This window comes from Actinoplanes teichomyceticus ATCC 31121, from assembly GCF_003711105.1.
Lineage (GTDB): Bacteria > Actinomycetota > Actinomycetes > Mycobacteriales > Micromonosporaceae > Actinoplanes > Actinoplanes teichomyceticus.
In genome coordinates, this window is sequence record NZ_CP023865.1 from 3,730,673 (window position 1) to 3,752,689 (window position 22,017).

Consider the following 22,017-nt stretch of genomic DNA (forward strand, 5'->3'; position numbering starts at 1 on the left):
GACCCAGGTGTCGGCCGTCTCGTGCGATCAGCGGCACGCCGAGCCGCTCCCGGTATCCGGCCGGCCACCAGTGCCCAGCTCAGGAGGGTATCTCCGCGGCCGGGACCGGGACGTCGCGCCGGCACGGCGGACGGTTGCCCCTGAACACCCCGAACGCCTCGACCCGCTGATGGAACCCGCTGGACTCGGGTGAGGCGCGGTTCGCCGGGTCAGGCGGGTCGCCCGCTGCCTCCCCATCGTGAACCGGCCCGGCATGTCCAACCGATCACCGGGGATCACCGGCCGGCGCTGACCGTCACCGCACGCGACGTGCCAGTCCGCACATCGATGAGCCGGTACGGAATGTACAGGCCACGGCGCATCGCCAGCATCGCGGCGGCGGTACGCGTAGATGCGCCCAGCTTCGTCCTGATGTGTTCGAGGTGAGCCGCGGCGGTCCGCGCGGTGATGAACAAGCGGGCGGCGATGCCTTGGTTGGCGTGCCCTTCGATCACCAGGCCGAGAACGACCAGTTCCCGGAGCGTCAGAGCGCAGAGGTCATCAGCGGGCGAGATCACCACGAGCCCTACGAGGTCGTCCGACGTGCCCGGCGGACAGGCGAGGCCGGTGACCCGGACGTAGCGTTCCCGGCCGTCGTCCGCCCGGACCGGGCAGAGGAACGCCGTGTATCGGACCCGGTCGGTCAAACCGTCGACCGCTGTGGGCACGACGTCGGGACATCGGGTGAGCACGGGATCGGTCGCCATCCCGGGCAGCGGGGTGACGGCGCCTCGGCAGTCGACGACGACGGCGGCGGTCGCGCCGTGGATCAACCGCGCCAGCCCGGCCAACGAGTTCATCGGGTCCAGAGCGGCGGTGACCGTGTGCGCGATCGCACCCACCGCGTCCCGGGCCTCGGCGGTCGGCTGGCTGGCCGTGTCCGTGTGCAGCCCGAGTACGCCCAGGGGGCGGCCGTCCGGAGCGACGAGCGGGACGGCCAGGCCTTCGCGGAATCCAGCCGGCCACCAGTGTTCGGACCAGCACGGCAGCTCTACGGTGCGCGGCGGAGCGTCCTGCAGGCGCAAGGGCCGGCGTCGCTGCAGCAGGCCCACCTTCTTCCGCAGCTCCGTCAGCTCCTCCGATTCCATGTACGCACGGCTCACCCGATCGTGGCCGACGGATGTGACCGTGGTGTAGCGGCGCTGATCCCCGTCGAGCGTGCCGAGCCACCCGGCTGCGAACGGAACGAGCCGTTTCATCGGACCCCACATGAATGCCAGGTCCTCTGCCGGATCGGCGCTGGCCAATGTCACCCGGTTGATCTCCGCCGCGAGCTCCAACGCCACCGCCAGCAACTCGGTCACGGCGCTCGCCTCCTCACGCCGGGACGGGTGCGCCGAAAAAGGCGTACCCCTCCATGACAGCGGCCAACCGTCGCAGCCGAAGCCGATTGGTAGATCTGCCGATCGGCATCCGTCGGACTGTTGGAAGGAGGGGAACGGATGCCCGTTCTGCTCCGAGCCGACCGTCATTCCTGCGCCAGCGATAGCCGGCCCGCGCCGAGGCCATCCTCAACCCGGAAAACGCCGTCTTCCCGTCCGGGTCACCTCGCCGCGACGTGAGCGTGCGGCCGTGGGGCCACGCCGCCTCGAAGGGTCACGCCGGGCCGGCGTCCACCTGCGCGATCGCTTCGTCGACCCGAGCTGCGAGATCGACGCCGGGTGGGAAGGCTGGGCTTCCGGGTCTCAGCGGGGCGGCAGGCGATGCAGGGTGAGATCGGTCAGGCGGCCGTCCGCCGCGGTGGCGGTGAGGTACGTGCAGTGCGGCTGGCGGCGGCGGTCGGTCGGCGAGCCGGGATTGAGCAGTCGCAGACCGCCGGGCGCCGTGCTGTCCCACGGGATGTGGGAGTGGCCGAAGACCAGCACGTCGGTGTCCGGGAAGCGGTCGGCGCAGCGGCTCTCGCGGCCGGCGGACGGGCCGGTCTCGTGCACCACCGCCAGGCGCAGGCCGGCGATCTCGGCGCGTGCCACCTCGGGCAGGCGGGCGCGCAGCGCGGCGGAGTCGTTGTTGCCGTAGCAGGCGATCAGCCGGGCGGCGCGGGCCTGCAGCGCGTCCAGCAGCGACTCGTCGACCCAGTCGCCGGCGTGCACCACCACGTCCGCCTCGTCGACCGCCGTCCACAGCGGCTGCGGCAGGTCGCGGGCGCGTTTCGGCACGTGGGTGTCGGACATCAGCAGCAGGCGCACCCGTCGAGCCTAGCGACGCCGTCGGTCGGATGTGGCGGCGGTTATATTTACGACCGGTCGTTCTGTTTGTAGGGTCGGGGCATGACCCAGGACGGCCGGCTGATCCGCGGCGAGCGGACCCGCGCCGCGGTGCTCGACCAGGCACTGCGGCTGGCCACCGTGTCCGGTCTCGACGGGCTCTCGCTGAGCCAGGTCGCCGACGCGCTCGGCGTCAGCAAGTCCGGACTGTTCGCGCACTGGCGCTCCAAGGAGGCGCTGCAGCTCGCGGTCATCGACCACGCCCGGGCGCAGTGGACCGACCAGGTCGTCCGCCCCGCGCTCGCCGAGCCCGCCGGGCTACGCCGGCTGTGGGCCGTGCACGAGCGGCGGCTCGGCTTCTACGAGGCCGGGGCGCTGCCCGGCGGCTGCTTCTTCAGCAACGCGCACTTCGAGTTCAACGCCCGGCCCGGGGTGATCCGCGACCGGCTCGCCGCCGAGCAGAGCGCCTGGATGGACTTCCTGACCCGGGTCGCCACCGAGGCGGTCGAGCTCGGCGACCTGCGGGCCGGGACCGATCCGGCGCAGCTGGCCTACCTGATCGAGGCGCTCGGTGTCTGCGCCGTCATGCAGGCCGCGGTGCTCGGCGCCGCCCCCACCTTCCGGCACGCCCGCCGGGCGTTGCACGACCACCTTCGTACCGTCGCTCACCATCCTGAAGATCTCCCGGAGCTGATATGACCACCGTGACCGCAAGCCCCGCCGTCGCCTACGGCGACGTCGTGCACATGCCGGTGCACTTCGACGACCTGGACGCCATGGGCGTGCTGCACAATTCGCGGTACGCGGTGCTCGTCGAGCGGGCGACCGTGCTGTGGTGGACCGAGCGGGGCGTCTCGTTCTCCGGTGGCCGCCCCACCACGCCGGACGCCTTCAACGTGGTCCGGGAGTATGCGATCACGTTCCACCGGCCGGTCCGCGGCACCGGCGAGATCAGCGTGCACTTCTGGATCGACCACCTCGGCACCACCAGCGTGGCGTACGGATTCCGGGTCACCTCGCTGGACGGCGACACCGTCTTCGCCGAGGGGCGCCGGGTCAACGTCCGGCTGGATCCGGCCACCATGCGCCCGGTCCCGTGGACCGACCACGGCCGCGGGATCGCCGCCACCCTGCTGCGCGGCTGACGCGGGTCCGCGTCCGCGGCGCCGGCGGGTGGCATCCGCCCTCCGGCGCCGCTGAGCGGCGTCCCCACCCGCCCCCCGGCGCCGCCGCCGGCCCCGCTCGCCGGCGGTGGCCCTGACCGGCGGCCCCGCCCGCCCCCGGCGCCCCTGAGTGGCGCCCCGCCCACCGGCCGGTCAGCGGTCGAGCAGCTTCCGCAGCTCCTCGACGACCAGTCCGGGCGCCTCCTCGGCGATGAAGTGCCCGCAGTTCACCGGCACGTGCCGCAGGTCCGGCGCCCACGCCCGCCACCGGGCGGCGGCATCGAAGCCCAGCATCGCGCCCCAGTCCTGTTGCAGCACGGTGACCGGCATGGCCAGCGTCCGCCCGGCCGCCCGGTCGGCCCGGTCGTGCTCGACGTCGATGCCGGCCGAGGCGCGGTAGTCGGCGACGATCGACGGCACCGCGTTCCGGCTCGCCCGCAGGTACGCGTCCCGCACCGGCGCCGGGATCGTCGCCGGGTCGCCGGCCCACAGGTCGAGGAAGTGGCCGAAGAACTCGTCGGCGCACGCCGCGATCATCCGCTCCGGCAGGCCCGCCGGCTGCGCCATCAGGTACAGGTGGAAGCCGACCTTCGCGCTCGCGCCGTGCATCACCTCCCACATGTCCAGGGTGGGCAGCACGTCCAGGCAGGCCAGGTGGGTGACCGTGCCGGGGTGGTCGAGCCCGGCCCGGATCGCCACCAGGGCGCCACGATCGTGACCGGCCAGCGCGAACCGGTCGTGGCCGAGCTCCCGGGCCAGCGTGACGATGTCCGCGGCCATCGTCCGTTTGGCGTACGTGTCCGGGCCGTCCTCGGCGGGTTTGTCGCTGGCCCCGTACCCGCGCAGGTCCGGGCAGATCACCGTGTGGTCGGCGGCCAGGCCGGCGATCACGTGCCGCCACATCAGATGGGTCTGCGGGAAGCCGTGCAGCAGCACGACCGGGCGGCCCGACCCGGCCACCGCGGCGTGCAGCGCCACCCCGTCCGCCACCGGGACCCGTACGTACTCGACGTTCATGGTGTGCACCTCTCGGTTCGTCGTCGGGCGCAACTGTCGCGGATCCGGATGAGCAGACGATGAGCGTCGCCGGTAGCGTGGCGGGACGAAGGGCGGGGTGACGGTGCGTGACGAGACTCAGCCGGCGCCGGGCGCGGGGCTCCGGTTCCACGAGTGCGGTCCGGCGCGTGACGACGTCCCGCTGCCGGACGGACGGGTCCGGTTCGGTGTGCTCGGGCCGGTGACCGCCGAGGACGAGAACGGCGCGCCGGTCGCCCTGCGGGGCCCGATGCACCGGGCGGTGCTGGCCCGGCTGCTGCTGGCGCGGGGCCGGGTGGTGCCGGTCACCGACCTGGTCGACGACCTCTGGGTGTCGCCGCCGGCCGGCGCGGTCGCCGCGATCCGGACCTTCGTCGCGGCGTTGCGCCGCTCGCTCGAACCCGGGCGCCCGCCCCGGACCCCGGCCCGCCTGCTGGTCACCCGGGGCGCCGGCTACCTGCTGCAGGCGGGCCCGGACGACGTGGACGCCTGGCGGTTCGAGCGGGCGGTCACGGCGGCCGCCACGATGCAGCCGCCGGCCGCGCTGGCCGCGCTCGACGAGGCGTTGAGCTGGTGGCGCGGCCCGGCGTACGCGGATTTCAGGGACGCGGCCTGGACCCGCGCCGACCGGGCCCGGCTCGCCGAGCTGCGGCTGCAGGCCGCCGAACGGCGCGCACAGGCCCGCCTCGACCTGGGCCGCGCCGCCGACGCCGTGCCGGACCTGGACGAGCACGTCACCGCGCACCCGTGGCGGGAGGAGGGCTGGCGGCTGCTGGCCCTGGCGCTCTACCGCACCGGGCGGCAGGGCGACGCGCTGGCCGTCCTGCGCCGGGCCCGCGCCCTGCTCGCCGGCCGGCTCGGCCTCGACCCGGGAGCGGCCCTGCGCGCCCTGGAGTCGGACATCCTGCGCCAGGCGCCGCACCTGGACCGGCGCGACGCGGCCGAGGAGGTCTGGGCCCGCGCCACCCTGGCCTACGACCGGCTGGCGCCGGGCCGCTCGCGGGTCCGGCTGGAGTCCGCCGTCGGCCTGCTGCGCAACCTCGCGGTGACCGGGCCGGGCGGCCTGCAGGAGGCCCGGGAGCAGCGCGCGGCGGCCGTCGCCGCGGCCGAGCGGCTCGGCGATCCGGAGCTGACCGCCCGGGTGATCGGCGCCTACGACGTGCCGGCGATCTGGACCCGCGCCGACGACCCGGGGCAGGCCGCGGCCGTCGTCACCGCCGCCGAACACGCGCTGTCCGCGTTGCCCGCGGCCGGCCACGATCCGGTACGGGCCCGCCTGCTGGCCACGATCGCGCTGGAGTCACGCGGCGCCCGCCACCGCCGGCCGCGTGCGTGCGCCGAGCAGGCCGAGGCGCTGGCCCGCGCGCTCGACGACCCGGCCCTGTTGGCGTTCGCCCTCAACGGGGTGTTCATGCAGAGCTGCCGGCGCACCGGGCAGGCGCGGGCCCGCGACGCGATCGGCGCCGAACTGGTCACGCTCGCCACCCGGCACGCCATGCCGACCGTGCGGGTGCTCGGGCACCTGATCCGGCTGCAGTCCGGGGCCGCGGTCGCCGATTTCCCCGCCGCCGACCGGCACGCCGCCGCCGCCGACGAGCTCGCCCGGCGTCACGACCTGCCGCTGGCCACGGTCTTCACCGACTGGTACCGGGCGTTGCGCGCCGACGTGGCCGCTCGCGCCCCGGTGGCGCGGGCCGAACGCGCGTACCGGGCGGCGGCGGCGCGTTCGGACCGGGCCGGTATGCCCGGGCTCAGCGTCGGGCTGCTGCCGCTGGCGCTGCTCGGGCTGCGGCTGCGGCACGGCCTGCCGCCGGTCGACGAGGGCGGGTGGGGGCCGTACGAGCCGTGGGTGCGCCCGGTGCTCGAGCCCGGCCGGGCGGCCCTGGGCGACGTGCCGGAACCGCCGGCCGACCTGTTGGCCGAGGCGATGTGGACGCTGCTCGCCCGGGCCGCACTCACGGCCGGTGACCGTGCCGCCATGGCCCGGGCCCGGGACGCGCTGGCCCCGGCGGCGGGGGAGTGGGCCGGGGCGGCCAGCGGGGTGCTCACCTTCGGGCCGGTCACCGAGCACCTGCGGCAGCTCGACGCCGGGCTGTCGCCCGACGCGCCGGGTACGCGCCTCCTGACGTTCTGAGCCCGGGACCGGCGGTCTCCGGCGCCGGTGATGTGCCACGGCGCGGCCTCGCGCCCCGGCCCCGGTGGGCACCCCGCACGTCGGTGCCGTGCGCCTGGCCGGGACGTGGTCATCGCCGGTTGCCGCCGGCGGATCACCCGTCCGGAAAATCCTCCGGAAGGTGTTGGCACTCGGGGCGGAGGAGTGCTAAATAGTTACTTGTCGCTGCTGGTCCGGCGCGGTGGTGCACCGCGAGGGATCGGGCAGCAACTCGGCAGATTCGATCTTTAGCCGAGCGCCACGTGCCCGCCGGACGGTCCGGCGGACATTCTCGAGGAGGTGTTCGTGGTGCTGACTTTCGATCCTTTCCGCGAGTTCGACCGCCTCGCCGGGCAGATGTTCGGCACCGGTTCCGCTGTCAGCGGCGCCGCCGGCCTGGCGATGCCGATGGACCTGTATCGATCCGGTGACCATTTCGTGCTGCACTGCGACCTGGCCGGCGTCGACCCGGGATCGGTGCAGATCGACGTGGACCGGCGGGTTCTGACCATCCGTGCCGAGCGTTCCGCCCGCACCGACGACGACGTGCAGTGGCTGCGCCGGGAGCGCCCGACCGGCACCTTCGAGCGGCGCCTCACCCTGGGTGACGGGCTGGATCTCGACAAGATCTCCGCGACCTGGCAGGACGGCGTGCTCACCCTGACCATCCCGGTCGCCGAGGCCGCCAAGCCGCGCCGCATCGAGATCACCACCGGTAAGCAGCACGAGGTCGTCGAGGGCTCCACCACGCAGGCGCCGGCGCTCACCGAGTCCTGACACCTCGGGCCCGCGCTGGGCGGGAGGTTGCTGCCGCCCAGCCGGGAACTCCCATCCTGGTGACTGCGCGCCGACGGGCCGGGGCCGGAAGGTTTCTTCCGCCCCGGCCCGTCGGCGCCCGGCCCCGGGCGCGCCGAGCGCCGTGTCCACACCGAACACCCTGGCCGAGGAGTACCTGGACCTGCAACGCCGCGCGCACCTGCAGCGCATGCGCGAGCTCACCGCGGTCCAGCGGACCGGCGGTCTCGTCGACCTGCTGCGACGGCCGGGTCACCGCGCTGGACAGGATCCCGTCGTGATCGGACCGGGCCTGCGTCTGGCCGTGGCGGGCGGCCGGGAGGCCCGCACCCGCTTCGGCGGCCTCCGGCCGGGCGGGCCGAGGGCCGGTGGGATCGCCGGTCCGCAATGGATCACGCACCGGCTAGGCTGCGCGCATGCGGCTCGGCGTCAATCTTCCCCAGACCCAGCGGTACGACCTGGCCCGCGACGTCACCGAGTTCGCCCGGGCGGCCGAGGAGATCGGCTTCGACAGCCTGTGGGTCTACGAGCGGCTCCTGGCCCCGCAGGACACCAGCGGCGCGCACGGACTGTACGGCGTGCCCGGCCTGCCCTGGCCACAGAGTTACGCGCACACCACCGACGCGCTGGTCACGCTCACCCTGGCGGCGGCCGTGACCAGCCGCGTCGAGCTCGGCACCGGGGTGCTGGTGCCCGGCCTGCACCTGCCGCTGCGGCTGGCCCGCAGCCTGGCGGCGCTGGACGCGGCGGCCGGCGGGCGGCTCATCGCCGGTCTGGGCAGCGGCTGGTCGATCGACGAGTTCGAGGCCACCGCGCCGCGGCCGATCGCCGAGCGCGGGGCGGCGCTGGACGAGTTCCTGGACATCGCGGCCGCCGTCTGGGGGCCGGACCCGGTGTCGTACGCGAACGACCGGTACCGCCTCGCGCCGAGCCGGATCAACCCGAAGCCGGCCCGCCGCGTCCCGGTCTACCTGGCCGGCGGCAACCGGGCGGCGCTGGACCGCATCGTCCGGCGCGCCGACGGGTGGCTGCCGACCGGCATCCCGCCGCAGCGGGTCGCCCGGGTGCTGGCGCGTTTGCGCGCGCAGGCCACCGCGGCCGGGCGGGACCCGGCCGGGATCGGGTGCGTGTTCCAGCTGGGTGTGCGCAGCCTCGACGCGGTGCCCGCGGCCGGGCGTGCGCCGTACACCGGCAGCCCGGCGCAGCTCGCCGAGGACGTCGCCGCGCTGGCCGCGGCCGGCGTCGATCATGTGTACGTGACGCTGTCCTCGGCGGCGCGCGACCTCCAGGAGCTGATCGCGGCGGCCCGGGCGCTGCACGCCGCGGTCCGGGCCACCGGACTCTGAGCGGGCCCGCGGCGGGCGGCCGCGCTCACCCGGTGGTGATCTCGATGCGGCGGGGTCCGGCCGTGTCCCGCTTGGCGACACGGATGGTGAGGACGCCGTCGGCCAGCTCGGCGGTGATCCGGTCCGGGTCGGCGTCGGCCGGCAGGCTGATGCGGTACGCGAAGCGGCCGATCCGGCGGGTGCGGCCCCGCGACCAGCCTCCGCGCGGGCGTCCGGCCGTCCCGCCGCGCACGCGAAGCTCGGCGCCGCTCGACTCGATGGTGAGGTCGTCCGCCCGCAGACCGGGAACGTCCAGCTCGATCACGTACGCCTCGAAGGTCTCGGTGAGGTCGGCCGGTGACCGCCACCCGCCGCCGCCGAGTGCGCCGAACGCGCCGTCGAACAGCTCGTCGAAGCGGCTCTGCAGATCCTGCACCTGCCGCCACGGGTCCCACGGACCGGCCGGGGCGCCGTCGGCGGGAATCATCGACTCGGCCATGCCGCACCCCTCCGGGCAGGTCTCGGTGGCACCCGGTAGAAAACGTTCTGACCAGCATATCCGCTTCCGGATCGAGCGCGCGCCGGCCCGGTCGCGCCGGCCGAACCGGTTCCGGCGCCGCGCCGGTTCGACCGCCGGTTCCGGCGCCGCGCCGGTTCGACCGCCGGTTCCGGCGCCGCGCCGGTTCGACCGCCGGTTCCGGCGCCGCGCCGGTTCGACCGGCTGCACCGGCCGGCCGGATCAACCGTGCCGGTCCGGCCGCGCCGTGCCGGTCCGGGTCAGCGGTGGCGGAGCTCGGTGCACCGGGCCACCGCGGCGGCCAGGACGGCGCCGGCCACCGGGGCGAGCAGGTACACGCCCAGCAGGTGCGTCTGGCCGGACAGCAGCGCCGGGCCGAACTGCCGGGCGGGGTTCGCCGAACCCCCGGTCAGCTGGCCGAGCAGCGCGCCCTGCAGCCCGAACATCAGGCCCATCAGCCACGGCAGCGGCACCCGCGGGGCCCGCCGCAGCGCCCGGCACAGCACCGCGATGATGACGGCCAGCACGGCCGCCTCCACGACGGCGACCACCGTGCCGCCGATCCCGGCCGCCGGGCGGATCACCGTCCACCGCACCGGTGCGTCCGACAGCGCCGGCCCCCAGACCGCCCGGGCGAGCACCGTCGCGGCGACCGAGGCGGCCATCTGCGCGACGACGTAGGGCAGGACCCGGCGGGCCGGCATCCGTCCGAAAACGAGCAGTGCCAGAGTGATCGCCGGGTTCATCTGGGCGCCCGTCCAGCGGCCCGGCCGGGACAGCACGAACCCGACGATCGTCAGGCCCACCAGCGTCGACACCACGAGGCCGCGCAGCCAGGACCCGGCCGTCGGGCCGCCCGGGTGCGCCGGGCCCGCGCCCCACCGCACCAGGGTGCTGACGGTGAACATGAAAGCCGTGGTCAGGCCGCACTCGCCGAGCGCCATCCGGAGATCGGCCGGGGTGGGCCGCAGAACGCGGGTGAGGGTGCGCGCCGGGGCGCGGCGGGGACGTACGGCTGTCACCATCATGGATCAAGACTCGACCCGCGCCGGTCCTGATGATCAGTGCCGATGGGCCCGGGCGCCGGTGCGCGACGGCCCGGTGCGAGCGGGCGGGTGTCCGGCACCGGTCGATGCGGTCCACATCGGGGACCCGGGTTCGATCCGCCGGACCGCGGCCGCGCGCGACCGGGTGATGCCGGGCACAGTGCGCCGGTGGACCGCCCCGGGCGGTTACCGCGCGGCGACCCCGGGTAGATCGAGCGGCCGTGCCGATCAAACTGCGCCACCGTGTCCGATTACGACCGCGGTCCGTGGGACGCCGCCTGCGCCGCGCGGCGCTGCCGGCGGCCGAGGCGACCGCCGCCGCCGTGCTGGCCTGGGTGGTCGCGGGCCGGGTGCTGGGCCACGCCGCCCCGGTCTTCGCGCCGTCCGCCGCGCTGATCGTCCTGGGTGAGTCGCGGGGACGCCGGATGCGGCAGAGCGTCGAGATCATGCTGGGCGTCGCCGCCGGGGTGCTGGTCGCGGAACTGGCCGTCACGATCCTCGGCGGTGGCACCGGCGCCATCGTCGCCGTCCTGGTGCTGGCGACCGCTCCGATGATGGCGGCCGGCGCGAGCAGCACCCTGGTCGTGCAGGCCGCGGCGTCCGCTCTGTACCTGGTCGCGGTCGCCGCGCCGCACGGCGACCCGATGCCGTTCCGGTTCGCCGAGGCGCTGATCGGCGGTCTGGTGGCGCTGGCCACCAGCCAGTTCGTCGCCGCCCGCAACCCGCTGGCCCCGCTGGTCGCCGAGGCCCGGCGGACCTTCGCCGGCCTGGCCGGGCTGCTCGAGGACATCGGCGCCGCGCTCCAGCGGGGCGACGAGCCGGCCGCCGAGGCGGCACTGGACCGGGCGCACCGGATGCACGACTGCGCCGAACGGATGCGTGCCACGGTGCGCGCCGCCGGCGAGACCCTGCGGTTGCGCGTGCGGCGGCGCCGGCGACTCGGGCAGATCCGTGAGGTCGAGGCGACCACCCACCAGCTGGATCACGTGGTCGGCAACGTCGGGGTGCTGGCCCGCAACGCGGTGACCGTGACCCGGCTGCACGCCGCCGTGCCGGCGCAGCTCAGCCAGGCCGTGCAGGCGCTGGCGGCCGCGGTCCGCGCCGCGGGGGAGGCCCTGGCCAACGATCTGAGCGGGCACGACGACCCGGCCCGGCACGCCGGTGCGGCGGAGGACAGCGCGCTGACCGCCGTCCGGATCGCCGCGGAGCTGCTCGCGTCAGGGCCGCCCCTGCCGCTCGCCATGATCATCGGGCAGATCCGGCTGACCGCCGTCGACCTGCTCCGCGGGATCGGCCACGACCACGACGCCGTCCGGGGGCGGGTGGACGAGGCCCTCGGCCTGAGCTGAGCCGGCCGGATAGCGGACCCGGCCCGGCGGCGCGACGGTCCGTACGATCCGGTCGCCGGGCTCGGCCTGCGGGAAGCTCAAGCTCGTGAAGCGGGACATGCCTCGCTCATCGGCACCGGCGTCCCGTTTCCAAGAATCCCGGGACGAGCGCGGGTCACGCCGGCCGCGGCACAGCGAAACGGCTCCCCCGTCCGGGGGGAGCCGTTTCGTCGTGCGCCGCGGCCGGCGTCACTGCTGGGTGTCGCCGGCCCCGGTGCGCTGCTGGGCCATGTCCACACCCTTGTCCACCTGCTCGGAGTACTTGTTGCCGGTGCGGTTGTCGACCTGGTCGCCGGCCTTGTCGATGCCCTTGTCGACCTGCTCGTCGTGCTTGTCGGCGAAGTCCTTCGCCTTGTCAAGGAAGCTCATGCTCAATCTCCTTCGGCGTTGTGCCTTTCGCCATGCCCGGTCGGCGGGCGGGCAAACACCGGCCCGCCGGTGAACTGCCGGGCCGGTCGGTGACCGTGGGGACGATCACCGCCGGTCCCGCGAGCGGTCACCACACACGCGCATGCGCTCACGGGGGTCACCCGGTCGGTGCGATACGCGGGTCCGGCCGGACCGAGACGGTAGTTTCTAACGCGGCCCGAGGACGATGGGGGAGCCGCTGGTGACTGCGTCGATGACGACGAACACGGAGAAGGACAGCCGGATCGGCTCGCTGGAAGCGCTGGCCGTGCTGCTGGTGCTGCTGGTGCTGCTGCGCGGGCGGCTGGCCGGGCTGCTCTCCGGGGCCGGCTTGCAGACCTGGGCCACGGTTTTCGTGTCCGTGCTGGTGCAGGCCGCGCCGTTCCTGGTGTTCGGCGTGGTGCTGTCCGCGGTCATCGCGGTGTTCGTACCCCGGGGTTTCTGGGCCCGGGCGCTGCCCGGCCATCCCGCGCTGGCCGTGCCGGCCGCCGGTGTCGCCGGCGTCGTGCTGCCCGGCTGCGAGTGCGGCAGCGTCCCGATCGCCGGGTCCCTGATCCGGCGCGGCGTCACCCCGGCCGCCGCGCTCGCCTTCCTGCTCGCCGCCCCGGCGATCAATCCGATCGTGCTGACCGCCACCGTCGTCGCGTTCCCCGGCCAGCCGCAGGTGGCCGTCGCCCGCGGCCTGGCCAGCCTGGTGGTCGCGGTCACGATGGGGTGGTTGTGGCTGCGCCTGGGCCGCGCCGAGTGGATCAGGCTGCCGCACCGCCCGGATCTCGACGACACGTCCCGGGCGCGGGCGTTCTGGGCGGCCTGCCGGCACGACGTCATGCACGCCGGCGGGTTCCTGGTGCTCGGCGCGGCCGCCGCGGCCACCATCAACGTGCTCGTCCCGGCCCGGTGGCTGCAGAGCCTGGCCGCCGACCCGGTGATCTCGGTGCTCGCGCTGGCCACCCTGGCCGTGCTGCTGTCGATCTGCAGCGAGGCGGACGCGTTCGTCGCCGCCTCGCTGTCGCAGTTCTCGCTGACCGCACGGCTGGTCTTCCTGGTGGTCGGCCCGATGGTCGACCTCAAGCTGATCTCGATGCAGGCGGGCGTGTTCGGCCGCCGGTTCGCGATGCGCTTCGCCCCCGCGACGTTCGTCGCCGCCGTCCTGGTCGGCACCGGCTTCGGGCTGGCCCTGCGGTGAGCCGGATGACCCAGGCGGTGATCATGCTGCTGTTCGGCGGCGCGATCGTCAAGGCCACGCTCACCGACGTCTACCTGCGATACGTCAAGGAGGGCCTGCGGCCGTTCCTGCTGCTGGCCGGGATCCTGCTGGTCGCGGCCGCGGTCATGACCATCTGGTACGACCTGCGCCCGACCCGGCACGCCGAGCCCGAGGACGGGCACGGGCACGGGCACGGGCACCACGAGCCTCGCGTCGGCTGGCTGCTCCTGCTGCCGGTGCTCGGGCTGCTGCTGATCTCGCCGCCGGCGCTCGGGTCGTACGCGGCGAACCAGTCCGGCAGCGTCGGACCGGCCGCCGCCTCCGACTATCCGCCGCTGCCCGACGGCGACCCGGTCGAGGTGAGTCTGCTCGACTACGCCTCCCGGGCCGTCTTCGACAGCGGTCGTAGCCTCGCCGGGCGCACCGTGCGGCTCACCGGCTTCATCACCGCCGGTGCGGACGGCCGGCCGATGCTCGCCCGCATGGTCCTGACCTGCTGCGCGGCCGACGGGCGACCGATCAAGATCGGACTGGCGGGCGCGCCGATCGACGCGCCCGCGGACGCCTGGGTCGAGCTGGTCGGCGTCTACACCAGCCAGGTCGGCACCGACCCGGTCAACCGGGCCCCGATCGCGTACCTCGACGTCCGCTCCTGGCAGGAGGTCGACCAGCCGAAACAGCCGTACGCATGACGGCCCGGACGATCGGTGTCCTGCTGGTCGCCCTCGCCGCCGGCGGCGCGCTGCTCGCCGGCCGGGCGGACCGGCCGGCGCCCGCGCCGGCCCGGAGCACCGACCCGGTCACCGTGGCGGGCGCATGGCCCCACGCCCAGCGGGCCGACCTGCCCGCCGCTCTGCCCGACGGGTCGCTGTTCACGCCGAAGCTGTATCTCGACGCGGGCACCGCGATCGGCACCGCGCGCACGCCCGGTGAGCGCTCCACCCGCCTGCTGCTGCGCACCGCCGGCACCCTCCGCGAACTGCGCCGGGCGCACGCCGAGTTCGACAACCTCGCCGCCGCCGGGGACGACGTCGCCTGGACCGAGACGGGGGAGCGGGCCGCGACGCGGATCTGGGCGGTGAACCGTGCCGACGGCCGGGCGCCGCGCCGGCTCACCGCGGACACCGGCAACGCCGTCTTCTTCGGCAACCAGCACGACCTGGTGCTCGCCGGCGGCCGGGTGCACTGGGCCGCGGCACCGCGGCGCGCCGGCTCCACCGAGATCCGGTCGGTGGCGCTCACCGGTGGCCCGGTCGCCGTGCGGCGCTTCACCGGCGAGTGGGCGCTGACCGCCTGGCCGTGGCTGACCAGTGCCGCGGGCGGCCCGTCCGGCCGCACGCGACTGAAGGACATGACCACCGGCCGCACCGTCGAGGTGCCCGTCTCCGCCGGTGAGCAGAGCGAGTGCAACCCCGCCTGGTGCCGCGTACTCGTCTCGGACGGCACCGGCCTGGTCCGGATCGACGTGATGCGCCCGGACGGCTCGGCGCGCCGCCGCGTCGCCGGTGCGACCTCCGGCGCCGCCGTCAGCGACGTGGCGATCCTGGACCGCTTCGAGATCCTGTCCGAGACCGGCCCGCAGTCCGACCTCACCGGCACCGCGGGCCTGTCCGTCCACGACCTCGCCAGCGCCCGCACCGTGACCGTCACTCCCGCCGCGACCAGCGCCTCCGCCCGGGGCGGCATGCTGTGGTGGTCCACCGGCAGCGGCGGCGCCACCGCCTGGCACAGTCTGGACCTGCGGACCGTCTGACTCAGACGGTCCGCAGGTCCAGACTGTTGCGTACGAACGACGACTGGTCCCCGGTCGACCACCACAGCACCCCGCCGCGGTACCCGACGTTCCCCGCGTCCGGGCTGACCAGCACCGTCCGCCGGGTCCTGAGGTCGTGGACCAGCAACTCCTGGTTGCCGCTCAGCTCCGACTGCGGCCCCACCCGGCCGAACACCTCGAAACGGTCCAGCACCGCGACGTCCTCGATCGCCGTCGCCACGGCACCCTCGGCCACCTTGCGGCGGGCCGAACCGTCCGGGTGGGCGAGCTCGATCCGCGCGTAGCCGTCGGCGTTGAGCGACACCATCCGGCACCACGACGGGCTGCACGCGGTGATCGCCCGCGCGGCCGACGGGGTCGCGGCGGTCCGGCCGGTGGTGAGGTCGCGCAGCGCCGTGACACCGCGCGCGGAGGTCTGCCCGTCGACCGCCCAGGGCCACGCCGACAGCGACCAGGAGCCGGCCGCCCGTTCCACCGTGACCCGGCCACCGGTCAGCGGCACCGACCGGAACTCGGTCCGCTCGCCCGGGCCGGCCGCCACCCAGTGCACCATCGCGTCGGCGATCACCAGGTCGTACTGCGAGTCGCGCAACCGCATCGCCCCGACCTCCGCGGTGATCATCCGGGCCGGGGCGTTCCCGCGCAGGCCGGCACGCCACAACTGCTGCCGCCCGTCGACACTCTCCACCCAGACGAGCGTGTCGCCGGATCCGGTCAGGGCCGCGAACGGCGCCCGCTGCTCGGACGGCACCTTCCGCAGCTGCCGGATGCTGCCGTCGGACTGCCGCAGGATGAGGCGCAGGGTCCGGCCGTCGACGCTCTGCACCGTGCCGGCCGAGGTCCGCGCGTCCAGGAACAGGGCGGGGGAGTACTCGCTGCCGTCCGGCAGCCTCGACGGGACGCTGCCGCGCTGCGCGTCCGGCCAGGCCGTGGCGAGGGCGAGCGGTTGCGGCGCGCCGGACCGGGCGGGCGCCCCGAACAGCAGCGCCGCGCCGGCGGCCAGCGCCACACCGAGGGCGATCAGCGTACGGGGCAGACGTCCACGCTCCGGCATGGCGCGATGGTAGCCCCGGGCCGCCGGCCGGACCCGGCGCGCCGGCCTGGTGGTGACGTCCGCTCGAAGTCGGGAGGATGCCCCCATGAGCGTGACCACGAGCTACGGCCGGCCCGGGACCGGCGGACCAGGCGTAACACCGCAGCGGTATGACCAGCTGGTGGCGCAGTCCCGGGACTTGGTGCGTGAACACGGCCGCATCCGGTTCACGTCGAGGGACGACGTTTCGGATCCCTGCACCGACCGCCGGAGCCGGGGAACCGAAGCGGTGGGGACAGCCGTCGTGGTCCGGCTGGGTGGTCCTCAGGACGAGAGCGGGCGGCAGACGGGACCGATGGCCCCGCGCCTGACATTCGTCAGCTACGCGACGTGACGGTGGGCGGGTCCGCCGACATCCGGCTCTGCCGATGTGAGAATGCCGGGGAACGTCCGTTTACGGCATCATGAGCGGGGTGACCGGGCAGGATCTCCAGTTCCACCCTGATGGTCCCGACGCCATGACCTGGCCGCAGGGTGGCACGCCACCCAGTGCGCGGGGCAGCCGTCCTCCGGAGAGCGAGTGAGGGGTTTCCTTGGCACTTCCCGCGTGGTGGGAGTCCTGTCGCCGGTGGGTCCTGCGACCACCCGGCACCACCGTCCGGCTCCGCCCCCTGCAGGAGAGGGTGCAGCGGGCCGCGCAGCGCGAGGGCCAGCTGGAGCGGCTCGACGACGTCGCGCTGAGCGCACTCTGCCGGCAGAGCCGCGCCGATCGCGACGGGGTGGAGTTCGCCGCGGCCGCCCGGGAATCAGCCCGCCGGGCACTCGGTCTGCGGCCCTACGACGAGCAGCTGACCGGCGCCCTGGCGCTCGCCCAGGGGCGCATCGTGCAGATGGCCACCGGCGAGGGCAAGACGTTGACGGCCGCGATCGCCGCCGCCGCGCTCAGCGCTGACGGGCCGGTCCACGTGCTGACCGTGAACGACTACCTGGCCGGTCGGGACGCCCAGTGGATGCGCCCGCTGTACGAGCGGCTCGGCGTCTCCGTGGGATGGATCACCGAACTGTCGACACAGGAGGCCCGCCGGGAAGCGTACGCCTGCGACGTCACCTACGTGTCGGTCACCGAGGCCGGTTTCGACTTCCTCCGCGACGGGCTCTGCACCGACCTGGCGGAACGGGTCCAGCAACCGCTGGGCGCCGTGATCGTCGACGAGGCCGACTCCATCCTGGTCGACGAAGCGCGTGTCCCGCTGGTCCTCGCCGGCTCCACCCTCACCGGCCAGGACCTGGCGCAGAGCATGGCCGAGCTGGTCCGCCGGCTCCGCCGCGACGAACACTACGTGCTGGCCGACGAGGGCCGGGCAGCTCACCTGACGCCCGAGGGCACCGCCCTGATCGAGCGAGCACGCGGCGGCATCCACCTCTACGCGGCGGAGAACATCGACGTACTCACCGCGGTGAACCTGGCGCTGCACGCCAAGGCGCTACTGACGCGTGACGTGGATTACATCGTCAGAGACGGTGGTGTCCAGCTGGTCGACAGCTTCCGCGGCCGGGTGGCCCAGCGCCGCCGGTGGCCGGACGGCCTGCAAGCGGCGGTCGAGGCCAAGGAGAGCCTGAAGCGCACCGGCGGCGGCGCCATCCTCGCGACCATCACCCTGCAGGCCTTCATCAACCAGTACTCCCGAGTGGCCGGCATGACCGGGACCGCGCTGCCGGTGGGCGACCAGCTGCTCGAGTTCTACGGCCTGGAGATCGTCGTCCTGCCGCCGCACCGGCCCTGCATCCGCGAGGACGAGCCGGACCGGGTGTACGCAACCTCGGAGCAGCGCGACGCCGCAGTGGTCGCCCAGGTGGCCACCACACACGCGACCGGCCGGCCGGTGCTACTGGCCACACCCAGCGTCGCCGAGTCGGAAGCGCTGGGCACCCGGCTGCGCGACGCCGGCATCGACTGCACGGTTCTCAACGCCAAGAACGACGCGATGGAGGCAGCCGTCGTCGCCGAAGCCGGCACCCTCGGCGCGGTCATCGTCTCCACGCAGATGACCGGCCGCGGCGTGGACATCCGGCTCGGCGGCAGCGACCAGCACGACCACGCCAGGATCACCGCGACCGGCGGGCTGTACGTGATCGGCGTCGGACGCCACGACAGCGGCCGGGTCGACGATCAGATCAGGGGCCGCTCCGGCAGGCAGGGCGACCCCGGTGGCTCGGTGTTCTTCGTCAGCATGCAGGACGACCTGATCACCCGGTTCGCGCCGGAGAAACTGCCGCGCCTGCAGCCGGCGCCCGACGGCCGCCTCGCTCAGCCGGCCGCGCTGCGGGTCGTCGCGGACGCCCAGCGCATCGCCGAGCAGGTCAACCTGGAGATCCACCGCAACACCTGGCGTTACCACCACCTGCTGGAGCAGCACCGGACGACCGTGGCGCAGCTGCGCGAGGACCTGCTGACCAGCGACCGAGCCGACCGGATGACGGCGCGGCACCGCCCGGCCGACCATGCCCGGCTGGTGCAGGCGCACGGCCGGGACCGTGTCGCCCGGGCGGCGCAGGCCATCGTCCTCCACCACCTCGACATGGCCTGGGCCGACCACCTGCGCGACATGGGAGAGCTCCGCGAGAGCATCCACCTGCACGCCTTCGCGAACCTCGATCCGCTGGACGAGTACCACCGGGCGGCGATCCCGGCCTTCCGGCAGCTGATCCCCGCCGTGGAGCAGCGCTCGGCGGAGACCCTCGCCGGCCTCGACCTGTCCGACCCGGACTGGGCACCCTCGGACCTGGGCCTTGAGCGCCCCAGCGCGACATGGACCTACGTCGTCGACGACAGCCCGTTCGGGGTCGACATGGAACGCTTCTTCGCCGGCGTGATCGGATTGCTCCGAGCGGGATGGCAGGCGGTGTGAAGTCGGCTCACGCCGCGATCCGGACGTCGACCCGTTCTCCTGGTGACCGGGAGTAGGTGGAGGAGCGGAATCACGGCGGTTCCTGCCGGGGTCCTAGGCCGCGTTTCGTAAAGGTCATCAGAGCCATTGGTTGATGACGGCGATGGTGACGGTGGCTTCGAAGCGGACGGCAAGCTTGTCGTACCGGGTGGCCATCGCCCGGTTCTGTTTGAGCTGGTTGATGCCGCATTCCACGGCGTGACGCTGCCGGTACACGACCGGGTCGAACGCCGGAGGACGCCCGCCCTTGGAGCCTTTGGCCTTGCGGTAGGCGTCCTGGTCGGCCTTGCTCGGGATGCACACCCTGATCCTGCGGCGGCGGGCGTACCCGCGATTGCCCCGGCTGGTGTACGCCTTGTCCGCCAGGACCAGATCCGGCCGGGTACGGGGCCGGCCACCACCGACCCGATAGACCTTGATGCGTTCCAGGACCTTGATGAACTGCGGACTGTCACCCCGCTGACCAGCGGTGATCACCGTCGACAGCGTCTTACGACCCTGCTCACAGGCCAGATGGGTCTTGGTGGTGAACCCGCCCCGGGACCTGCCCAGAGCATGATCGCCGGGTTCGGCGAACACCCCACCCGGCGGTTCCTTCTGCAGGTCACCATCACGACGGGCACCCGCGGCATGCTGATGGGCACGGCTGATCGTGGAATCGACGCTCACCGCCCACTCGATGTCACCGGCGGCGTCGGCCCGGGTCTGGAGCCGGGCCAGGATCTTCGCCCACGTCCCGTCGCGCTGCCAGCGCCGGAACCAGCGATACAACGTCTGCCAGGGTGCGTACACCTCGGGCACGTCCCGCCACGGTGTTCCCGCCCGGACCCGCCACCGGATCCCATCGATGATCTGCCGTTTCGTCCATCGCGGCGGACGGCCTCGCCGTGGCTCCGCAGGCAGCGCAGGTTCCAGCACCGCCCACTGAACGTCGGTGAGATCGTGTCGCCTCGCTGCCGCTACCCTGGGCACGAGGTCTCCGGTGGTTCAGGTTTGCTTGGTCGCTAACCCGTTTACCGGAGACCTCACTTCGTATCGACAACCGCCACGCCGGGACACGTCACACCTCGCCCGCACTTACGAAACGCGGCCTAGCCGGAGGTCGGAGCCGGCCGTCTGCCGGTCAGGCTGCGGCGCAGCGGCTGCCGGCGGGCACCGGTCAGGCCGCCCGGCGCGAAGTAGACGACCACGATGAACAGGGTGCCGAGGACGAACAGCGGCTCGCCGAACGGGCCGGGCAGGCTGCCGCCGAGACGGGCCAGCCGCTGGTCGAGATAGGCGTAGAGGATGCCGCCGAGCACCGCGCCCCACCGGGTGCCGGCCCCACCGAGCACCGCCATCACGATCAGCGACAGGGTCAGCTCGGAGGACGCCACGTGCGGCGACACCCCGCCGACCACCAGGGCGTAGGCGACCCCGCCGAGCGCGGCCAGGGCGCCGGCGACGACGAAGGCCAGCAACTTCAGCCGGTACGGCGACAGGCCGAGCACGGCGATGCGGCGCTCGTCGTCGCGCAGGCCGATCAGGGTACGCCCCAGCGGCGCCCGGTCGATGGTGTGCACGACCAGGGCGACCACGGTGAGGAAGGCCAGCGCCAGCCAGTACAGGTTCACCGTGTTCAGCACACCGACCAGCGCGTCCGGCAGCCCCGCCGTCCGCATCGGCAGGCCCTCCTCCCCACCGGTGAGCCCACCCGGATCCCGGTTGACCGCGATGTGACCGACCTGCGCGAAGGCGAGGGTGACCATGGAGAAGGCGATGCCCGAGGTACGCAGGGCGACCGAGCCGAGCAGCGCGGCCAGCACCGCCGAGGCGAGCACGGTGATCAGCGCGGCGCTCCACAGTGCCCAGCCGTAGTGACTGACCAGGATGTCGACGCCGTACGCGCCGGCCGCGATGTGCAGCGCGTGGCCGAAGGAGAGCAGCCCGGCCCGGCCGAACAGCAGGTCGTAGCTGAGGGCCAGGCCACCGAAGACCAGGCAGACGGCCAGCATCTGCAGGGTGCCCGGCGAGTTCAGCGGGCCCTCGAACAGCCCCGGCACCGCGATCGTCGACCAGGGCAGCGCCACGGCCACGATCAGCGCCAGGACCGGCGCGAGCTGCCCCGTCCGTACCCTCATGCGGTTGCCACCTTCCCGGCGATGCCGGTGGGGCGCAGCAGCAGCACGACGGCGAGCAACGCCACCACGCTGACGTCGCCGGCCCCGGCCGCGCCGTAGTAGTTCACGAACTGCTGGAGCAGGCCGACCGCGACCGCGGCGACGGCCGACCCGGTCACCGAGCCGAGGCCGCCGATCACCACGACGATGAAGGCGAAGATCAGCAGGGAGGCGCCCTGACCGGGCGAGATCGAGCTGAAGTACATGCCGCCGAGGATTCCGGCGAGCCCGGCGAGCGCCCCGCCGATCGCGAAGACCAGCGTGAACGCGTTGCGTACGTCGATGCCGAGCGCGCTGACCATGGCCCGGTTCTCCACCCCGGCCCGGATCACCAGGCCGTACCGGGTGAAGCGCAGGAAGGCCAGCAGCGCCACCAGCACCAGGGCCGCCGCGCCGATCAGCAGGTAGCGGTCGATCGGCACCTGGGCGCCGAGCACGTCGGTGACCTCGGTGGCCCAGTCCGGCCGGGGGAACACCCGGGCGTCGGCGCCCCAGATCGACTGGAGCAGCGCGACACCGGCCAGCGACAGCCCGACGGTGACCAGCACCTGCTCGGTGTGCCGGGTGTAGAGCGGCCGGATCAGCGCCACCTCGACCAGCGCGCCGGTCGCGGCGGCCGCGGCCACCCCGAGCAGGACGGCCGTCGCCAGGCCGGTCCGCGGCGCGGCCCACCAGGTGAGGTACGCGCCGACGGCCAGGAACAGGCCGTGCGCGAAGTTGAGCACCCCGGCCAGGCCGAACACGAGTGACAGGCCGGAGGCGATGAGGAAGTACAGCGCCGCCAGGCCGAGCCCGGTCAGCGTCAGCAGGACCACGGTGGACAC

At 74.1% G+C, this 22,017-nt stretch carries 20 protein-coding genes; 10 read left to right on the plus strand and 10 right to left on the minus strand.

Features of this window, described 5'->3' with window-relative positions; translation table 11 throughout:
• Positions 1-275: 275 nt before the first annotated feature.
• Together ACTEI_RS16455 and ACTEI_RS16460 are read right to left on the minus strand one after the other, a co-directional pair.
• Positions 276-1,343 carry a response regulator transcription factor gene (locus tag ACTEI_RS16455; RefSeq protein WP_164465992.1) on the minus strand — a complete coding sequence of 356 codons (1,068 nt, stop codon included), beginning with the start codon at positions 1,341-1,343 and terminating at the stop codon, positions 276-278.
• 381 nt (positions 1,344-1,724) lie between these two features.
• A complete protein-coding gene (locus ACTEI_RS16460) occupies positions 1,725-2,225 on the minus strand; it encodes a metallophosphoesterase family protein (protein ID WP_122978466.1) in 501 nt (166 codons plus the stop codon).
• Positions 2,226-2,306: 81 nt separating this feature from the next.
• On the opposite strand from ACTEI_RS16460, the gene ACTEI_RS16465 reads away from it, so the two are divergent.
• Together ACTEI_RS16465 and ACTEI_RS16470 are read left to right on the plus strand one after the other, a co-directional pair.
• Positions 2,307-2,942: a TetR/AcrR family transcriptional regulator gene (locus ACTEI_RS16465; protein ID WP_122978467.1), complete on the plus strand. Its 636-nt coding sequence runs from the start codon at positions 2,307-2,309 to the stop codon at positions 2,940-2,942.
• The gene (locus ACTEI_RS16470) at positions 2,939-3,388 is read left to right on the plus strand and encodes an acyl-CoA thioesterase (protein WP_122978468.1); all 450 of its coding nucleotides are present in this window, start codon (positions 2,939-2,941) and stop codon (positions 3,386-3,388) included. Before ACTEI_RS16465 ends, ACTEI_RS16470 begins: the two co-directional genes overlap by 4 nt.
• 171 nt (positions 3,389-3,559) lie before the next feature.
• On the opposite strand, the gene ACTEI_RS16475 is transcribed toward ACTEI_RS16470, so the two are convergent.
• On the minus strand, positions 3,560-4,423 hold the full coding sequence (locus ACTEI_RS16475; protein WP_122978469.1) for an alpha/beta fold hydrolase: 864 nt from the start codon (positions 4,421-4,423) through the stop codon (positions 3,560-3,562).
• Between the two features lie 103 nt (positions 4,424-4,526).
• On the opposite strand from ACTEI_RS16475, the gene ACTEI_RS16480 reads away from it, so the two are divergent.
• The 3 genes from ACTEI_RS16480 (at position 4,527) to ACTEI_RS16490 (ending at position 8,734) form a co-directional block, all read left to right on the plus strand.
• Entirely contained in the window at positions 4,527-6,575 is a 2,049-nt protein-coding gene (locus ACTEI_RS16480) for an AfsR/SARP family transcriptional regulator (RefSeq protein ID WP_239082699.1), read from the plus strand.
• A 324-nt stretch (positions 6,576-6,899) separates the two neighbouring features.
• Entirely contained in the window at positions 6,900-7,370 is a 471-nt protein-coding gene (locus ACTEI_RS16485) for an Hsp20/alpha crystallin family protein (RefSeq protein WP_122982196.1), read from the plus strand.
• Positions 7,371-7,804: 434 nt separating this feature from the next.
• Positions 7,805-8,734 (plus strand): TIGR03619 family F420-dependent LLM class oxidoreductase, encoded by a 930-nt coding sequence (locus ACTEI_RS16490; RefSeq protein ID WP_122978470.1) that lies wholly within the window; start codon positions 7,805-7,807, stop codon positions 8,732-8,734.
• Positions 8,735-8,759: 25 nt separating this feature from the next.
• Here the strand turns inward: ACTEI_RS16490 and ACTEI_RS16495 are convergent, their stop codons facing one another.
• Both ACTEI_RS16495 and ACTEI_RS16500 read right to left on the minus strand, forming a co-directional pair.
• Positions 8,760-9,212, minus strand: a complete 453-nt coding sequence (locus ACTEI_RS16495) for an Hsp20/alpha crystallin family protein (protein WP_122982197.1) — start codon at positions 9,210-9,212, stop codon at positions 8,760-8,762.
• 278 nt (positions 9,213-9,490) lie between these two features.
• A complete protein-coding gene (locus ACTEI_RS16500) occupies positions 9,491-10,258 on the minus strand; it encodes an aquaporin (protein WP_122978471.1) in 768 nt (255 codons plus the stop codon).
• Between the two features lie 284 nt (positions 10,259-10,542).
• Between ACTEI_RS16500 and ACTEI_RS16505 the strand changes: the two genes are divergently transcribed.
• A complete protein-coding gene (locus ACTEI_RS16505) occupies positions 10,543-11,625 on the plus strand; it encodes an FUSC family protein (RefSeq protein WP_239082701.1) in 1,083 nt (360 codons plus the stop codon).
• A gap of 228 nt (positions 11,626-11,853) precedes the next feature.
• On the opposite strand, the gene ACTEI_RS16510 is transcribed toward ACTEI_RS16505, so the two are convergent.
• Positions 11,854-12,033 carry an antitoxin gene (locus ACTEI_RS16510; protein ID WP_122978472.1) on the minus strand — a complete coding sequence of 60 codons (180 nt, stop codon included), beginning with the start codon at positions 12,031-12,033 and terminating at the stop codon, positions 11,854-11,856.
• A 253-nt stretch (positions 12,034-12,286) separates the two neighbouring features.
• On the opposite strand from ACTEI_RS16510, the gene ACTEI_RS16515 reads away from it, so the two are divergent.
• From ACTEI_RS16515 to ACTEI_RS16525, 3 genes are read left to right on the plus strand one after another with little or no spacing between them, the layout of a single operon-like run.
• On the plus strand, positions 12,287-13,258 hold the full coding sequence (locus tag ACTEI_RS16515; RefSeq protein ID WP_239082702.1) for a permease: 972 nt from the start codon (positions 12,287-12,289) through the stop codon (positions 13,256-13,258).
• 5 nt (positions 13,259-13,263) lie between these two features.
• Positions 13,264-13,971, plus strand: coding sequence for a TIGR03943 family putative permease subunit (locus tag ACTEI_RS16520; RefSeq protein WP_392390163.1), 708 nt, complete (start codon positions 13,264-13,266; stop codon positions 13,969-13,971).
• Positions 13,968-15,032 (plus strand): hypothetical protein, encoded by a 1,065-nt coding sequence (locus ACTEI_RS16525; RefSeq protein ID WP_122978475.1) that lies wholly within the window; start codon positions 13,968-13,970, stop codon positions 15,030-15,032. The genes ACTEI_RS16520 and ACTEI_RS16525 overlap by 4 nt, the downstream gene beginning before the upstream one ends.
• A 1-nt stretch (position 15,033) precedes the next feature.
• On the opposite strand, the gene ACTEI_RS16530 is transcribed toward ACTEI_RS16525, so the two are convergent.
• Positions 15,034-16,107 carry a hypothetical protein gene (locus ACTEI_RS16530; RefSeq protein WP_122978476.1) on the minus strand — a complete coding sequence of 358 codons (1,074 nt, stop codon included), beginning with the start codon at positions 16,105-16,107 and terminating at the stop codon, positions 15,034-15,036.
• A 572-nt stretch (positions 16,108-16,679) separates the two neighbouring features.
• Here ACTEI_RS16530 and secA2 point away from each other — a divergent pair.
• Complete coding sequence (gene secA2 / locus ACTEI_RS16540) at positions 16,680-18,995, plus strand: accessory Sec system translocase SecA2 (RefSeq protein ID WP_122978478.1); 2,316 nt, start codon at positions 16,680-16,682, stop codon at positions 18,993-18,995.
• A gap of 117 nt (positions 18,996-19,112) precedes the next feature.
• Here secA2 and ACTEI_RS16545 read toward each other — a convergent pair whose 3' ends face one another.
• The 3 genes from ACTEI_RS16545 to ACTEI_RS16555 all read right to left on the minus strand — a co-directional run bounded on the left by ACTEI_RS16545 (position 19,113) and on the right by ACTEI_RS16555 (position 22,017).
• Complete coding sequence (locus tag ACTEI_RS16545; protein WP_122975831.1) at positions 19,113-20,006, minus strand: IS5 family transposase; 894 nt, start codon at positions 20,004-20,006, stop codon at positions 19,113-19,115.
• A 119-nt stretch (positions 20,007-20,125) separates the two neighbouring features.
• A complete protein-coding gene (locus tag ACTEI_RS16550; RefSeq protein WP_122978479.1) occupies positions 20,126-21,154 on the minus strand; it encodes a branched-chain amino acid ABC transporter permease in 1,029 nt (342 codons plus the stop codon).
• On the minus strand, positions 21,151-22,017 hold the full coding sequence (locus ACTEI_RS16555; RefSeq protein WP_122978480.1) for a branched-chain amino acid ABC transporter permease: 867 nt from the start codon (positions 22,015-22,017) through the stop codon (positions 21,151-21,153). The genes ACTEI_RS16550 and ACTEI_RS16555 overlap by 4 nt, the downstream gene beginning before the upstream one ends.

Bases quoted from the DNA above. Each gene is read 5' to 3' on its own strand.
- ACTEI_RS16465 (WP_122978467.1), top strand. From the start codon at position 2,307: ATGACCCAGGACGGCCGGCTGATCCGCGGCGAGCGGACCCGCGCCGCG.
- ACTEI_RS16500 (WP_122978471.1), bottom strand. From the start codon at position 10,258: ATGATGGTGACAGCCGTACGTCCCCGCCGCGCCCCGGCGCGCACCCTC.
- ACTEI_RS16525 (WP_122978475.1), top strand. From the start codon at position 13,968: ATGACGGCCCGGACGATCGGTGTCCTGCTGGTCGCCCTCGCCGCCGGC.
- ACTEI_RS16550 (WP_122978479.1), bottom strand. From the start codon at position 21,154: ATGAGGGTACGGACGGGGCAGCTCGCGCCGGTCCTGGCGCTGATCGTG.
- ACTEI_RS16520 (WP_392390163.1), top strand. From the start codon at position 13,264: ATGACCCAGGCGGTGATCATGCTGCTGTTCGGCGGCGCGATCGTCAAG.
- ACTEI_RS16515 (WP_239082702.1), top strand. From the start codon at position 12,287: ATGACGACGAACACGGAGAAGGACAGCCGGATCGGCTCGCTGGAAGCG.
- ACTEI_RS16470 (WP_122978468.1), top strand. From the start codon at position 2,939: ATGACCACCGTGACCGCAAGCCCCGCCGTCGCCTACGGCGACGTCGTG.
- ACTEI_RS16510 (WP_122978472.1), bottom strand. From the start codon at position 12,033: ATGAGCTTCCTTGACAAGGCGAAGGACTTCGCCGACAAGCACGACGAG.
- ACTEI_RS16490 (WP_122978470.1), top strand. From the start codon at position 7,805: ATGCGGCTCGGCGTCAATCTTCCCCAGACCCAGCGGTACGACCTGGCC.
- ACTEI_RS16530 (WP_122978476.1), bottom strand. From the start codon at position 16,107: ATGCCGGAGCGTGGACGTCTGCCCCGTACGCTGATCGCCCTCGGTGTG.
- ACTEI_RS16475 (WP_122978469.1), bottom strand. From the start codon at position 4,423: ATGAACGTCGAGTACGTACGGGTCCCGGTGGCGGACGGGGTGGCGCTG.
- ACTEI_RS16495 (WP_122982197.1), bottom strand. From the start codon at position 9,212: ATGGCCGAGTCGATGATTCCCGCCGACGGCGCCCCGGCCGGTCCGTGG.